This is a genomic window from Candidatus Pelagibacter sp. HIMB1493 (assembly GCF_052047995.1).
Taxonomy (GTDB): Bacteria; Pseudomonadota; Alphaproteobacteria; order Pelagibacterales; family Pelagibacteraceae; genus Pelagibacter.
Genome location: NZ_JBNAIP010000001.1, coordinates 1177305 through 1192264, shown reverse-complemented (window position 1 = coordinate 1192264; position 14960 = coordinate 1177305). Strand labels below are relative to the sequence as shown.

The following is a 14960-nucleotide window of genomic DNA, read 5'->3' as shown; positions in this document are numbered from 1 at the left end:
TTAACTGTGATTAAATCAAAACTTATAACTGCTATTTTTCAAAAGTACTTAGATAATCATGATATTAGAGTTTTTAGAAAAAGTTTAATTTATTATTTATTATTTAGGGTTGTAAAAAATTTTCTATCACAAAATATAATTTTAAATATTTATGATTTTAAAGTTTATGGGAGTACTAATAAAAATAAAACTTCATATTTTTTATTAAAAAAATGTGAATTTGGAGATTTTCATGAACTTAATGTAATTAAAAAACTTTCAAATAAAAATAAAATTCTCTTTTTTGATTGTGGATCTAATTATGGTTTTTACTCTCTTTATGTTGCATCACTTTCCAAAGACAATAAAATAATATCAATTGAAGCATCCAAAAAAACATTTAATGAATTTGGAAAAAACATACATCTAAACAATTTTTTAAATATTAAGAATTTTAATAAAGCAATTTCTGACATAGATGATCAAATAATTACTTTTAACGAAAGCGAAAAAGATTGGGAAAGTTCCATCTCGCATAAAAATTTTAGCGTTTATTCATCTTATAAAGTTAAATCAATTAAAATTGATACTCTCGCTGAAGACTATAAATTAGAGAATTACGAAATAATAATTAAGTTGGATATTGAAGGAAATGAAATGAATGCAATACGTGGTTCATTAAATCTTATACGCAAATCATCTCCATTAATAATTATAGAGTTTTCTAAATATATTTTTAATAAAGATGATAATATTAAATATTTAAAAAATTTTTTATTTGATTATGATTATTCTATATATGATATAAATTATAAAAAAATGAAACTAGATGATATTATAATTAAATTAAATAATTTAAAAAAAAGACATAAAACAATTGGTAATTTTTACTTAATAAAAAATTATTCAAAAACTCTTAATGATTTTTTAAGTTGTGAATGATTTAACAAAAAAAAAATGTTTACCCTGTGAAGGTGGTGTTATTCCTTTTGATATATCTGAAATTCATAAATATCAAAAAAAAGTTGATGGTTGGGATATCACAGAAGATGAGAATAAAATTTTTTTTCTATTTAAAAAATTTAAATTTGAAAATTTTATAAGAAGTCAAAATTTTGTTAATGAAGTTGGCAAAATTTCTGAGGAAGAGGATCATCACCCAGACATAAGTTTTGGTTGGGGTTATGCAGAAATTAAAATTACCACACATGCTATTAAAGGCCTCTCAGAAAATGATTTTATTTTAGCTGCTAAGATAGATAAAATTACTAATGTCTGAAATGTCTTGTCTTAGAAAAGACCAGAATAGTATCTGTTTCGTTTGCAAATTTAATTATTTCTTTATCTCTAATTGATCCAGAAGGTTGAATTACAGCTTGAACTCCCGATTGAACTAATTTTTCAATTCCATCTACAAATGGAAAGAAAGCGTCTGATGCTGCAATCAAATTATCTCCAAATAAATTAAATTTTCTCATTTTATTAATTGCTATTTCACAACTATCTAATCTACTTGGTTGGCCTGATCCAATACCAACAATTGACTCATCTTTTGCTAGAACAATTGCGTTTGATTTAACATATCTACAAACATTGAATGCAAAAATTAAATTTTTAAGCATCTTAGGGCTTGGTTTTCTTTTTGATACAACTTTAAAATCTTCATTTTTAAATATTTTTAAGTCTTCAGATTGAATTAATATTGCTTCATTAGATGAATTGAATTTTGTAATTTCACTAATTGAATAATTTGTTGCATCAATTATACGTAAATTTTTTTTATTTTTAAGTAATCTTAGAGAATCATTATCAAAACCATTAGCAATAATTACTTCTAAAAAAAGTTTATTGAGCTCAACTGCAAGATTTTTCTTTATTTTAAAATTACAAGAGACAATTCCGCCAAAGGCGCTTATAGGATCACATGCTAATGCAGATTTATAGCTATCTATAGGATTTGAATTTATTGATACACCACAAGGGTTTGCATGTTTTACAATTACAGTGCCCTTATTTTTTGGTAATGATTTTGAAATAGTCAAGGCAGAAAATATATCGTTATAATTATTATAACTTAGTTGCTTTCCATGAATTTGTTTTAAATTAGTTTTTAAATTTTTTGAATAGTACCCACTGAATTGATGTGGATTTTCTCCATACCTAAGTTTTTCAATTAAATTTGCAGAAAAAATTTTTTTATCTGGCAAGTGTATATTTGTCTTTTTATTGAAATAACTTGAAATTACAGAGTCATAGTAAGCAGTTTCTGTAAAAGCTGTTCTTGATAGTTTTTCTCTGAAATTTAATGATGTAGCTCCGTTATTTTTATTCATCTCATCAATTAATTCTTGATATTGATTAGAAGAGGTAATCACGGTTACATCATTATAATTTTTAGCAGCAGACCTAACCATTGTGGGACCCCCCACATCTATATTTTCAATTATTTTTTTATGATTATTTGTAGTTTCTAAAGTTTTTTCAAAGGGATAGAAATTTACAATTACTAGATCAATATTTTCAAAATTGTTTTTTTTTAAGTCATTTAAATGTGTTTTATTATTTCTTTTATTAAGGATTCCTGCGTGTATTTTTGGATGTAAGGTTTTAACTCTTCCCTCTAAAATTTCAGGAGAATCTGTAAAATCAGATACTTCTAAACAATTAAATTTTAATTTTTTTATTTCTTTATAAGTTCCACCAGAACTAATAATTTTGATTTGATATTTTTTTAAAATTTCTAAAACTGGTTTCAAATTATTTTTATCTGATACAGAAATAAGAGCTGTCTTTATTTTTTTCATTATATTTTACTTATTTCCCATCTAATTACTTGTTCACTTTCATTGCTCATGCCAGAAATAAATATATTTTGGTTTTCTTGATATGAATTTTTATTACCGAAATATAAACCATTATCAATATTTATATCATAGTTATCACAACTAAATTGCCAACCCTCATCTTCTAATTGTATTAATATAAACTTATTATTTTGTGTTTTCATAACTTTAGAGTCGGGATGAAGATGAAATCTAATATCAAATTTAATTTGCTTATCTGGATCTTTTCTTACTATTTTATCATGACCAATAAATTTAAATTGTTCAGGATAGAATTCTATTTCTCTATGATGATCTAATTTAAACTTTTTCAAGTAACCATTATGACTAGCTGAAATTTTCCAATAATTCTTTTCAAAAACTATATTTTTATTTTCAATTTTTAAATCTTTTTGTATCAAAAAATTATCACCAGCTTTAATAAAATCGCATGAAGAATAATCTTCAATTGAAAGTGTACTTTGTAAAGCAGTGCTTTTGGAAAATTTATTTAGTCTGTTTTTTGGATCTGGATAATATCCAGAATTTGAAATTAATTTTTTATCGTTAGAAAAAATTTCAAAAGATAAGGCGCCTGCCTGATAATTTTTGGTATATATTTTTTCAGGATTTGATCCAATGTCAGCTGCAAGGATAAATTTTTTATTTTGTAATATTGTATATCCAGCTAACTCATTAATTTGATTTTTAAAAGTATATCCAAATCGTTTTAAATATTGGTCAAATTCATTATGATTAGATGAATAATTTCCATTAAAAAAGATATCTTGTTTTATGTTTTGCCATATAAAAGCATAACTGGATCCTAAATAATATATAGTTTCATCAACATATTCTGGAATTGGATTTTGCGATTCTTTAAACCATTCTCTAATAATGATTAGATATTTAAGATAAAAAACTAAATTTTGAATATTTCTTGATTTGGGAAAACCTTGTTTATCAAGAGAGTTTTTGATTAAATTTTTTAATATATTTAAACCACTGTCTAAATAATTTTTCTCATCTTTATACGCTAATCCTGTTAAAATTATTGCGGCACAGCCAATCAGTTTTTCTTCTGTTTCATCTAAATTTTTGATCTCATTTAATAAATGGTTAGTTTGTTTTTGAAGCATATGATTAAAATATAATCTATATTCCTCATTACTATCTTCATAAGTTAACTGATGATTGGAAAGCCAAGCAATAATTCTTTTTGCAGTAATATTGAATTCCCAAATATTTTCATTAAATTTTTCATTTTTATTAATCCAATTGAGAATAATTGATTGTGTGGTTTCTTTAGATGATTTTAAATCCAAACTAAAAAACCAAAAAAAATTGTTTAGTTTTTTGAAGTCTTTAGAAGAAATATTGTTTGTCCAGATAGTTTCAGTTACAAAATCTTCAATTTTATATTTTTTTTTCTGATACTTTATAATTGAAGATAAAAGATGAGGACTTGGTTTATATTCAAAATTGTTATCAAAAGTTTTTGAAATTCGCTTTTCATAAAAATTTGAATTTTTATATAATTTTTTAAATGAAGATTTTAATTTAAAAAATATTCCATTAGAAAGATTTAAGGAATTTTGAGATTGCATTAACTTATTTTGTTTTCAATAAATTAATATTTTTTTTAATATCTCCGTCATTGCTTTTAAAAACTGTTGTACCAGATACAAGAATATTAGCACCAGCTTCAATTGCTATTTTGCAATTGTCGAAATTTATCCCACCATCTATTTCAATATCAAAGTTAAGTTTTTCTATTTCTCTAATTTTTTTTAATTCTTTAATCTTTTCTAAAACTTCTGGCATGAATTTTTGTCCACCAAATCCAGGATTTACACTCATTATTAAAACTAAATCAATTTTATCTAATAGATTTTTTATTAAATCTATACTTGTTTCAGGATTGAGAGATACTCCTACCTTCTTCTTTAGATCTTTTATTTTATTTATTGAGTCTTCTAAATTATCAGTTGCTTCTGGATGTACAGTAATTATATCTGCACCCGCATCAGCATAATCTTCTATGTATTTATGTACTGGAGAGATCATTAAATGAACATCGAATTTTAATGAACAATGTTTTCTGAGAGCTTTAATTACTGGAGGACCGATTGTTAAGTTTGGAACAAAGTGTCCATCCATAACATCTACATGAATCATGTCAGCTCCACCTTCCTCAAGCCTTTTTATTTCAGTACCTAATTGGCTAAAATCAGCTGATAGAATTGATGGAGATATTTGTATATTTTTCATTGATACCTAGACTTACTAGTATCAATTTTTAAAATTTAATTGAATTAAAAAATTGATAAATCTGCCTAGAAATTTCACTTTCAAGAGGGAAGGATAACATTCCCATAACTGAATATCCCAAGATCCAAGGCATCAAATAAAATCTAATCATGAAAAAGAACCAAGCCACATAAAGAGGTACCAATGGTTGAATTATGAAAGAAGGAGTAACAGGTTTAAAAATTCTTAATAGGGGATTGGTAAATTTTACAAAAGCTTTCATAAAGAAAAAATTTGAGTCTTCTCTTTGAAAGATATTCATTGCTACTCTTCCAACTAAAGTCCACATTATAATTCCGAGAATATAGTCAATTATATAAACTAAAGGGTGAAAGTTGGCAGACATTAAGAAATTTATATTTGATCTTAAAAAGAAATAAAAGGGGCGAAATTAATCGCCCCTTAAAAAGATTATTTATTTTTGGCCGCCGATTACAGATGCACCCGCAGGTACCCTAGAATCATCAACCATTTTTTGTGTTGCAGCGCTTGGTGCTGAAGTCATTAAACTTACAACAACCATAGCCACTAAGCTAACAGTAGATCCGAAGATACCAAATGTTAACTGAGTAATTCCTAGGAATCCGCTTCCACCACTTCGTACCCAAACTAGATACGCGAAACCAGAAACTAATCCTAAGACCATACCAGCTATAGCACCTTCTTTATTAGCTCTCTTCCACCATACACCAAGTACAAGTGGCCAGAACAATCCAGACATCGCAAAGTCAAAAGCCCAGATTACTGAACCTAAGATACCTTGGATCTCCATTGCTGCAATAGTTGCTCCTGCAAAACCAATTACTACAAGTAATACCCTTGCAACAACAAGTCTTTTAGCAGTCTCAGCTTTAGGGTCTACCATTTTGTAGTAAACGTCATGCGAGATTGCATTTGCGATTGCAAGAATCAAACCATCTGCAGTTGACATCGCAGCTGCCAAACCTCCAGCAGCAACTAGACCTGAGATTACATATGGTAATCCAGCAATTTCTGGTGTTGCTAATACAACGGCTTTACCACCCATGAAGAACTCGTTTAATTCAACAGTTCCATTTCCGTTAAAGTCGCTTACAAACATCAGATTTGCTTGGTTCCAGTTTTGATACCAATCGATTGCTTGAACTTCTGCAATTGATTTACCAATAATACCTGTTGGTAAGTTTGGATCAATCAAAGCAAGTTTAGATAGTGTCGCTAACATTGGTGCAGAAGAATATAGTAGGAAGATAAAGAATACTGACCAACCTACTGATTTTCTAGCTGCTTTTACACTTGGAGTAGTAAAGAACCTCATCATTACGTGTGGTAATGAAGCTGTTCCCATCATCATTGCTAATGCTAATGAGATGAAAGCCCAAGGTGTTGCGTTAACTTCAGAGTGAGCCTTAGTAATACCAGCTAACCCTTTAGGCACTGTAGCTAAATCAGCAGCAGAGTTTTTAACAAACCCATACTGTTGCTCTAACTCACCAATTCTAGCAACTTCATCAGCTAACATGAAGTGTGGGAAGAAACCCGCACCAATATTATTACTGATCCAGAATACTGGAAGTAGGTAAGCTATAATTAGTACAATGTATTGCGCAACCTGTGTCCAAGTTACCCCTCTCATACCACCAAGCATTGAGCATAGTAAAATACTAACTAGTCCAACATATACTGCGTATTGGAATGGGATATCTAAAGCAACAGCTGCAATAGTACCTGTAGCGTTAATTTGTGCAGTCACATATGTGAATGATGCAACAGTTAAAACGATAACAGCCATCAATCTTGCAGTATTACCACCGTATCTAGTACCTACGAAATCTGGAACTGTGTAACAGCCAAATTTTCTTAAGTATGGTGCTAATAAAGTTGCAACTAACACATAACCACCTGTCCAACCTACAAGCAAAGCCATATACCCATAACCTTTGAAGTAAATTCCACCTGCCATTGCAACGAATGAAGCACCAGACATCCAGTCGGCTGCTGTTGCCATTCCGTTGAACACAGTTGGAACCGTTCTTCCAGCTACGTAATAGTTACTTGCTTGGGCTGTTCTAGATAGCCAACCAATTGCTGCGTAGATGAAAATGGTAAAACCTACAAAGCAAATACCTATTGCTTTTGCAGACATACCCATCTGCTCACCAATCGCCATTAAGATTATGAAACCTATAAATCCACCTGTGTAGATTCCATAAACTTTAGGCAAGTTATCTATAAAATTACCCTTAATCATTAGTCGTCTCCTTTTTCACTAAAGCCGAATTCTTCATCAATTTTTTCTTGTCTACCTGCAAACCAGAAAATAAGGATTACAAATATTGCAAGAGAACCTTGACATGTGAACCAATAAGTTAATGGATACCCAAAAGGTCCAGTAACTTCGTTCATTTCAGCTCCGAAAAGGAATATACCCATTGAGAATACAGCCCAGATTGCTAATGTAACAAATAGCAAACCTCTGGTCTTTTCCCAGTGTTGAGCGTTTTTCGCCATGTATACCTCTCTTTTTTAGTTATAACTGATAAAACCTTAACCATTATGAAAGAGAATAAAAGTGTAAAATTAGCCGTATTAGGTTAATTTTTTCTAATATTTTCAATAAAATTAACTTTTTATGGATAAAAAAAAATTAAGTTGGAAAGATTTATCTTTGAGTGATTTCAAAGTTTATTTTTTTTCATTGTTTAAAGCTTTTATTCCTAAAACAAAAATTAAAACTTTAGATGAGTTAGAGGAGTTTATCCAAACAAAATCTGCCTGGGTATCTCAAGTTACACTTTATAGTTACTTAAAAACTAGAATGGGGACAAGGTATGTTCTTCATTTTGATAATGATGAATTTATGAAGTCTGTCAATGAAGCTAAATGGAATATTTATTCTGTTGCTCTTCAAGATTTAACATTTTTCACTTTTTCTTATTTAAAAGTTAATTCTAGTTATAATGAATTAGATAAAGCTAAGGAAATTTTTTTAAAAATTTTAGATGATGAAACAACAAATAATATGCCTTTGAATATTATTGAAGAAGCAAAAAAAGAATTTGATGAAAGATTAATTAAAATTGATTGGGAAAAGTATCACAACGATCGTCCTTTCAATCCAAGTGCTTTGGCAATGTACAAATGGGCTCCAATAGCAGATGAATTAAAAACTCTTGATCGAAAAATAGTCTTAAATTCCGTTATTTTAAAATGGGATGTTATTAAAAAAGAATTTAAAGACAGAATACAGTTCTAAATATTTTTTCTGTTTTCAACCAAACTATCTACAACACTAGGATCGGCTAATGTAGTTGTATCTCCTAATTGACCATGTTCATTTGCAGCAATTTTTCTTAAAATTCTTCTCATAATTTTTCCAGACCTTGTTTTTGGAAGTCCCGGAGTGAAATGAATTAAGTCAGGTGTAGCAAGAGGACCAATTTGTTTTCTAACCCAAAGTTTTAGATCTCTTTCGAGTTCACCAGTTTCTCTTTCACCAGCATTTAATGTTACATAACAATATAGTCCATTACCCTTAATATCGTGTGGGTAACCCACAACTGCTGCCTCTGCTACCTTTGGATGAGCCACAAATGCACTTTCAATTTCAGCAGTACCCAAGTTGTGTCCTGATACAATAATTACATCATCTACCCGGCCTGTAATCCAATAATATCCATCCTTGTCTCTTCGACATCCGTCACCAGTAAAATATTTACCTTCAAACTGAGAAAAATAAGTATCTATAAATCTTTGATGATCCCCATATACTGTTCTCATTTGTCCAGGCCACGATTGAGCTATACAAAGTCTTCCTTCACCAGGCCCTTTTATCTCTTTGCCTGATTTATCAACTAACATAGGCTTAATTCCATAAAATGGTTTTGTTGCAGAGCCAGGTTTTAAAGGAATAGCACCTGTTTGAGGGGCAATTAATATCCCTCCTGTTTCTGTCTGCCACCACGTATCTACGATCGGGCACTTAGAATTTCCAACTGTTTTATAATACCACATCCAAGCTTCTGGATTTATTGGTTCACCAACAGTTCCAAGTAATTTTAAAGATTTTCTGGATGTTTTTTTGACAGGCTTATCACCTTCCCTCATTAAAGCTCTGATTGCGGTAGGTGCGGTATAAAATGTATTTACTTTGTATTTATCTACTATCTGCCACCATCTAGAGCTATCAGGATAGTTTGGTATTCCTTCAAACATTATAGTCGTTGCACCGTTCGAAAGAGGACCATAGATAATATAACTGTGACCTGTTACCCAACCAATATCTGCAGTACACCAATAAATATCTTTAGGTTTGTAATTAAAAATATATTGATGAGTCATTGATGCATACACCATGTATCCACCTGTTGTGTGTAAAACTCCCTTTGGTTTTCCAGTTGAACCTGATGTGTATAAAATAAACAAAGGATCTTCAGCGTTCATTTCTTCTGGCTCGCACTGAGAAGGAACATCTTTAATTAAATCATGATACCAAACGTCTCTATCATAATTCCAACTAACTGAGTTACCTGTACGTTTAACAACAATACATTTTTTTACATTAGGACAACTCTCTAATGCTTCATCAGTTGTTTCTTTTAATGGAATAGTTTTTCCTCCCCTAACACCTTCATCTGCTGTAATTATATATTCTGACTCACAGTCATTCACTCTTCCAGAAATAGAGTCTGCTGAAAAACCTCCAAAAATAATTGAGTGGACAGCACCAATCCTAACGCATGCTAACATTAAAATAGCAAGCTCTGGTATCATTGTAAGATAAATTGTAACCCGATCTCCCTTTTTAATGCCTAATTTTTTTAAACCATTTGCCGCTTTAGAAACTTTTTGGTGAAGCTGTTTGTATGTAATTTTTTGACTATTTTTTGGATCATCACCAACCCAAATTATTGCTGTTTTATCTTTTTTATCTTTTAGATGTCTATCGATACAGTTTGCAGATGCATTTAGCGTTCCATCTTCAAACCATTTAATTTTTACTTCTTTAGAACTGTATTTAACATCTTTAATTTTTTTATAAGGTTTAATCCAAGTAATTCTTTTTCCTTCTTTTTTCCAAAATTCGTCGTTATTTTTTATAGATTGAGAATATTTTTGCTCGTATTTAGTTTTGTTGGCCAAACTACTTTTGATCCACTCAGGTTTAGTTTTTATAATTAATTCAGGAGCAGGTTTTTCACTTTGTTTTAAAATTTTTTTTGATTTTTTTCTTTTAACTTTAGTTTTTTTCTTAACTGCAGTTTTCTTTCTTGTTTTAGTTTTTTTTTTAGATTTAGCTTTTTTCTTTTTTTTTGGCATGGAATATTTTTTTTTAAATTTTACTCATGTTATTTATAATTTTCCAGCTTTTATCATCAATTGGCATTACTGAAAGTCTACTTTGTTTAATAAGCGCTAAATCGCTCAAATCCTTATTTTTTTTGATATTTTCAAGGGTCACTGGTTTAGAGAACTTACTTTTAAATTGGACTGTTACTGCAACAAATCTTCCAGTCTTATCAGTTTTATCTAAATAGTGTTCTTTAATTACTTTTACTATCCCAACCACTTCTTTGCCAATATTAGAGTGATAAAAAAAACATAGATCACCCTTCTTCATACTTTTTAGATTGTTTGCTGCTTGATAATTTCTAACGCCATCCCAAGGTGCTCCTTTTTTTCCAGCCTTAATTTGTTGATCAATTGACCAAACATCTGGTTCAGATTTTAATAACCAATAGTTCATTACAGTTGCACTCCTGCACCTTTCAAAAATGCAGCTTTTTCATCTAAAGGCCATCTTGGTTTAGCTGGATAGTCCAAAGTATTAAATTCATTTAATTTGTATTTTTCTAGACCTACCATTGCAATCATTGCAGCATTATCTCCACAAAGTTCTATTGGTGGAAATATACTTTCATAATTATTAGCTTCACATAAATTAATTAACATTGATCTAATTTTTTTGTTAGCAGCAACTCCCCCAGCAACTACAAAAACTTTTTCTTTTAATTTATTTTCTTTTTCAAATTCTTCAAATGCTATCTTTGTTTTTTTATAAAGAATTTCTTCAACTGTCTTTTGAAAAGAGGCTGCTAAATCAAATTTTTCCTGATCTGTTTTTATAGATTTTGCAATTTTTAAAATTGCGGTTTTTAATCCTGCAAAAGATAAATTACATCCACCTTTATTAAAAATTGGTTTAGGCAAATCATATTTTTCAGGATCTCCTTTTTTTGCCAAAACTTCGATTTGTGGTCCACCAGGAAATTCAATTCCTAAAAGTTTAGCTGTTTTATCAAATGCTTCACCTAATGCGTCATCAATAGTTGTTCCCAATCTTTTATATTTTCCAAGACCTTGAACACTTAAATATTGTGAGTGACCTCCTGAAATTAATAATAATAGATAGGGATAATTTAAATGAGAATTTAACTTAGGACTTAATGCATGACCCTCAAGATGGTTAACTGCTATAAAAGGTTTATTAATTGCGCTTGCGAAAGCTTTTCCAAAACTTAAACCAACTGACAAACAAACAATTAAACCTGGCCCAGCAGTAGAAGCAACAGCATCAATTTCTTCAATTTTTTTTCCACTATCTGAAATTGCTTTTTCAACAATCCAATCTATTTTTTCTATATGTGATCTTGCTGCTAGTTCAGGAACCACACCCCCAAATTCTTTGTGAACATCAACCTGACTAGAAACAATATTAGATAAAACTGTTGGAATTCCTTTGTCATTTTCAGTTATTATAGATGCTGCCGTTTCATCACAGCTAGTTTCTATTCCAAGAATTAAGGGTTTTTTACTCATTCAAATAGTTTTTAATAATTGTACAATCTCAATACAAGTAAGAAATAAATTTTTAATGAATAGAAAAATTATAATAGGCTCAAGAGGAAGTAAATTGGCTTTGCTTTATGCGCAAAAAGCTAAAGATAAAATTATTGAAACTTTAGACTTACCAGATGATCAGATTGTTATTCAAACAATAACCACAAAAGGTGATCAAATTCAGGATCGAAGATTATCAGAGGTCGGTGGTAAGGGTTTATTTTCTAGTACGATTGAAAAAGAACTGAAAGAAAAAAAAATTGATATAGCGGTACATGCATTAAAAGATATGCCAGCCATCGAAACTGAAGGACTTAGAACTAATTCATTTTTACAAAGGACAGATCCAAGAGAAATTTTAATAACAAATGACAACAAAAATATTAAGGAATTAAAACAAAATGCAACAGTAGGAACCTCATCTTATAGAAGGGAATTTCAAATTAAAAAAATAAGATCAGATGTTAACTGTAAATTAATAAGAGGAAATGTAGATACTAGAATCAAAAAGCTAAAGGAAGGTATTTATGATGCAATAGTTTTATCTTATGCGGGTATAAAGTATTTAAATTTAGATAATGAAATTTCTGAAATTTTTTCGACTGATCAAATTATTCCAAGTGCAGGCCAAGGTATTATTGCTTTACAGTGTAGAGATGATGATGATGAAATTATAAAAGTTTTGGAAAAAATAAATCACAAAGATACTTATATGAGAGCTCACATAGAGAGAAACATTTTAAAGGTATTGGAAGGTGATTGCGAAACTGCAATAGGTGCTCATTCAATTATAGAAGGGGATAGAATAACAGTTGAAGCTGAACTATTCTCATTAGACGGTTCTCAAATATTTTATGAAAAAAAATCTGGTAATATTGATATGTTTAAAGAAATTGGAACAGAAGTTGGTAAAACTTTAAAAATTAAATCAAATAATTCATATAAAAAGTAAAATGCATATTTTGTTAACTAGACCTATAGAAGATTGTTCAGAAATGATAATTAAGTTTCAATCTTTAGATCATAAAGTTTCTCACCTGTCATTAATAAATGTTGAAAATGTTCAACATGAAAAAATTAACTTTAATGATTATGGTGGTATAATATTTACAAGTTCTAATGCAGTAAAAAATTTAAATATAGAAAATTTAAATAAAAAATTAATTTGTTTTTGTGTTGGTAGTGCTACAGAAAAAAAAGCTAGAAGTTTAGGATTTCAAAATACAATTGCTGCAGAAGGAAATGTTTCAAATCTTAAAGAACTAATTTTTCAAAATTATGAATTAAAAGAAACTCCACTTCTTTATATAAGTGGTGAGATCATAACAACTGATTTAGACCAACAATTATTAAAAGAAGGGTATGCTGTTAAACGTATTATTAATTATAAAGTAAATCATACAGAAAATTTTGATGAAAATTTTGTTAACGAATTAAAGCAGAATATACCTGATATTGTTTATGTTTATTCTCAAAATAGTGCCTCTAGTTTCTTAAATTTTATAAAAATCTATCAAACAGAAAACCTTTGGATGAATACAAACTTAATGTGTATAGGTGAAAAAACCTCGTCAATATTGAATGAAATCAAATGGAAAAAGATATTTCTTTTTAATCCTGGAGAAGAAGAGTTTTTGTTATATAAAATTTAGGTATGGAATTAATAAATAATTTTTCTGAAATATTTTTATCTGTTTGGAATAAAGGAATACTTGGTGTTGATATTTTTCAAATTTTAATTGGAATAGGGATATTCTTACTTTTTTTAGTCTTTAGAGGGTTAATCAGTAAATTAATTATAAAAAAATTAGAAATTATTTCAAAAAGAACAACAAACAAATTAGATGATACTTTTGTTCAGTCATTAATTGGTCCAGCTAGATTTTTACCAATTGTATTAGGTTTCTTTATAGCGAGTTACTACATGACCTTTTCAACAGAGGGTAGGGAAGTAGTTGACACAATTAATAGAACGTTAATTACGATATTAATTTTTTGGGTTATTCACCAAATTATAGAACCTATTTCATATATCTTAAGTGGACTAGATAAACTTTTAACTAGAGAACTTATTGGTTGGATAATTAAATCACTTAAGATTTTAATATTTATTTTAGGATTAGCTGCAGTACTAGAATTATGGGGTATTAAAATTGGACCAATTATTGCTGGTCTTGGTTTGTTTGGAGTTGCTGTTGCACTTGGAGCACAAGATTTATTTAAAAATTTAATTTCTGGAATTTTAGTATTAGTTGAAAAAAGATTTAAAATTGGAGATTGGATTGCAGTGGATGGGATTATTGAGGGTACAGTTGAAAAAATTGGTTTTAGATCAACAACAATAAGAAAGTTTGATAAATCTCTAGCGATTATTCCTAATTTTCAATTTGCAGAAAATGCTGTTGTTAATGTTAGCGAAACATCCAATTGGAGAATTAGATGGATAATTACATTACAGTACGATTCTACAATTGATCAATTAAAGAAAATAAGAGAGGAAATTGAAAGTTATATAAACAACAGTGAAGACTTTAATCAATCAACTGGGGTTGCGGTTAGAATTGAGAAGTTTTCTGATAGTTCCATAGATTTATTGGTGAGATGTTTTACCAATTCAAATAGTTGGAGTAATTCACTAGAAGTTAAAGAGAGATTAGCAATTGAAATTAAGCAGATTGTAGAAAAAAATAAGGCCTCTTTTGCTTTCCCAAGTCAGTCAATTTATGTTGAGAAAAAATGATAGCAATTTTTTATTTAGTTTTACAGATTTTAAAACTGTATTCTTATGTAGTAATAGCAAATGTAGTTATAAGCTGGTTGATAGCATTTAATGTTTTAAATACTCAAAACAGATTTGTTTACTCAATTTTAGAGCTTACTTATAAATTAACTGAGCCAATACTTAATAAAATTAGACGTTTTTTACCCAATTTAGGATCACTAGATATTTCACCAATCGTTCTTCTTCTATTGATTTGGTTTATTGAAATGTGTATGAAGCTCTACATTGCACCAATTATATTTTAGAAA

At 29.2% G+C, this 14960-nt stretch carries 16 protein-coding genes; 7 read left to right on the top strand and 9 right to left on the bottom strand.

Features of this window, described 5'->3' with window-relative positions; all coding sequences use genetic code 11:
• The first annotated feature begins 6 nt into the window (after positions 1–6).
• Together ACTTBK_RS06330 and ACTTBK_RS06325 are read left to right on the top strand one after the other, a co-directional pair.
• Complete coding sequence (locus ACTTBK_RS06330; protein ID WP_440619151.1) at positions 7–921, top strand: FkbM family methyltransferase; 915 nt, start codon at positions 7–9, stop codon at positions 919–921.
• The gene (locus ACTTBK_RS06325) at positions 914–1258 is read left to right on the top strand and encodes a 4a-hydroxytetrahydrobiopterin dehydratase (RefSeq protein WP_440619149.1); all 345 of its coding nucleotides are present in this window, start codon (positions 914–916) and stop codon (positions 1256–1258) included. Before ACTTBK_RS06330 ends, ACTTBK_RS06325 begins: the two co-directional genes overlap by 8 nt.
• Here ACTTBK_RS06325 and purH read toward each other — a convergent pair.
• From purH to ACTTBK_RS06295, 6 genes are all read right to left on the bottom strand, one after another.
• Entirely contained in the window at positions 1248–2783 is a 1536-nt protein-coding gene (gene purH / locus ACTTBK_RS06320) for a bifunctional phosphoribosylaminoimidazolecarboxamide formyltransferase/IMP cyclohydrolase (protein WP_440619148.1), read from the bottom strand. The genes ACTTBK_RS06325 and purH overlap by 11 nt on opposite strands.
• Entirely contained in the window at positions 2783–4408 is a 1626-nt protein-coding gene (locus ACTTBK_RS06315) for a heparinase II/III domain-containing protein (protein WP_440619146.1), read from the bottom strand. Before ACTTBK_RS06315 ends, purH begins: the two co-directional genes overlap by 1 nt.
• Before the next feature lie 4 nt (positions 4409–4412).
• Positions 4413–5072: a ribulose-phosphate 3-epimerase gene (gene rpe, locus ACTTBK_RS06310; RefSeq protein WP_440619144.1), complete on the bottom strand. Its 660-nt coding sequence runs from the start codon at positions 5070–5072 to the stop codon at positions 4413–4415.
• 28 nt (positions 5073–5100) lie between these two features.
• Positions 5101–5457: a hypothetical protein gene (locus ACTTBK_RS06305; RefSeq protein WP_440619143.1), complete on the bottom strand. Its 357-nt coding sequence runs from the start codon at positions 5455–5457 to the stop codon at positions 5101–5103.
• Between the two features lie 69 nt (positions 5458–5526).
• The gene (locus tag ACTTBK_RS06300) at positions 5527–7341 is read right to left on the bottom strand and encodes a sodium:solute symporter family protein (RefSeq protein WP_440619142.1); all 1815 of its coding nucleotides are present in this window, start codon (positions 7339–7341) and stop codon (positions 5527–5529) included.
• Positions 7341–7601: a DUF4212 domain-containing protein gene (locus ACTTBK_RS06295; protein ID WP_440613626.1), complete on the bottom strand. Its 261-nt coding sequence runs from the start codon at positions 7599–7601 to the stop codon at positions 7341–7343. Before ACTTBK_RS06295 ends, ACTTBK_RS06300 begins: the two co-directional genes overlap by 1 nt.
• A 121-nt stretch (positions 7602–7722) precedes the next feature.
• Here ACTTBK_RS06295 and ACTTBK_RS06290 point away from each other — a divergent pair, with 121 nt between their 5' ends.
• Positions 7723–8346, top strand: coding sequence for an esterase (locus ACTTBK_RS06290; RefSeq protein ID WP_440613627.1), 624 nt, complete (start codon positions 7723–7725; stop codon positions 8344–8346).
• Here ACTTBK_RS06290 and acs read toward each other — a convergent pair.
• Genes acs through tsaD form a run of 3 tightly spaced genes read right to left on the bottom strand, consistent with a single transcriptional unit; the run spans position 8343 to position 11909 of the window.
• Positions 8343–10409: an acetate--CoA ligase gene (gene acs / locus ACTTBK_RS06285; protein WP_440619141.1), complete on the bottom strand. Its 2067-nt coding sequence runs from the start codon at positions 10407–10409 to the stop codon at positions 8343–8345. The two genes, ACTTBK_RS06290 and acs, sit on opposite strands and share 4 nt — an antisense overlap.
• Positions 10410–10422: 13 nt before the next feature.
• Positions 10423–10836: an EVE domain-containing protein gene (locus ACTTBK_RS06280; protein ID WP_440613629.1), complete on the bottom strand. Its 414-nt coding sequence runs from the start codon at positions 10834–10836 to the stop codon at positions 10423–10425.
• Positions 10836–11909: a tRNA (adenosine(37)-N6)-threonylcarbamoyltransferase complex transferase subunit TsaD gene (tsaD, locus tag ACTTBK_RS06275; protein WP_440619139.1), complete on the bottom strand. Its 1074-nt coding sequence runs from the start codon at positions 11907–11909 to the stop codon at positions 10836–10838. The genes ACTTBK_RS06280 and tsaD overlap by 1 nt, the downstream gene beginning before the upstream one ends.
• Before the next feature lie 55 nt (positions 11910–11964).
• On the opposite strand from tsaD, the gene hemC reads away from it, so the two are divergent.
• The 4 genes from hemC to ACTTBK_RS06255 are packed head-to-tail and all read left to right on the top strand — an operon-like array spanning position 11965 to position 14957.
• Entirely contained in the window at positions 11965–12882 is a 918-nt protein-coding gene (hemC, locus tag ACTTBK_RS06270) for a hydroxymethylbilane synthase (RefSeq protein WP_440619138.1), read from the top strand.
• Between the two features lies 1 nt (position 12883).
• Positions 12884–13582, top strand: a complete 699-nt coding sequence (locus ACTTBK_RS06265) for a uroporphyrinogen-III synthase (protein ID WP_440619137.1) — start codon at positions 12884–12886, stop codon at positions 13580–13582.
• 2 nt (positions 13583–13584) lie between these two features.
• On the top strand, positions 13585–14670 hold the full coding sequence (locus ACTTBK_RS06260; RefSeq protein WP_262589969.1) for a mechanosensitive ion channel family protein: 1086 nt from the start codon (positions 13585–13587) through the stop codon (positions 14668–14670).
• Positions 14667–14957, top strand: coding sequence for a YggT family protein (locus ACTTBK_RS06255; RefSeq protein WP_440619136.1), 291 nt, complete (start codon positions 14667–14669; stop codon positions 14955–14957). The genes ACTTBK_RS06260 and ACTTBK_RS06255 overlap by 4 nt, the downstream gene beginning before the upstream one ends.
• Positions 14958–14960: the final 3 nt, after the last annotated feature.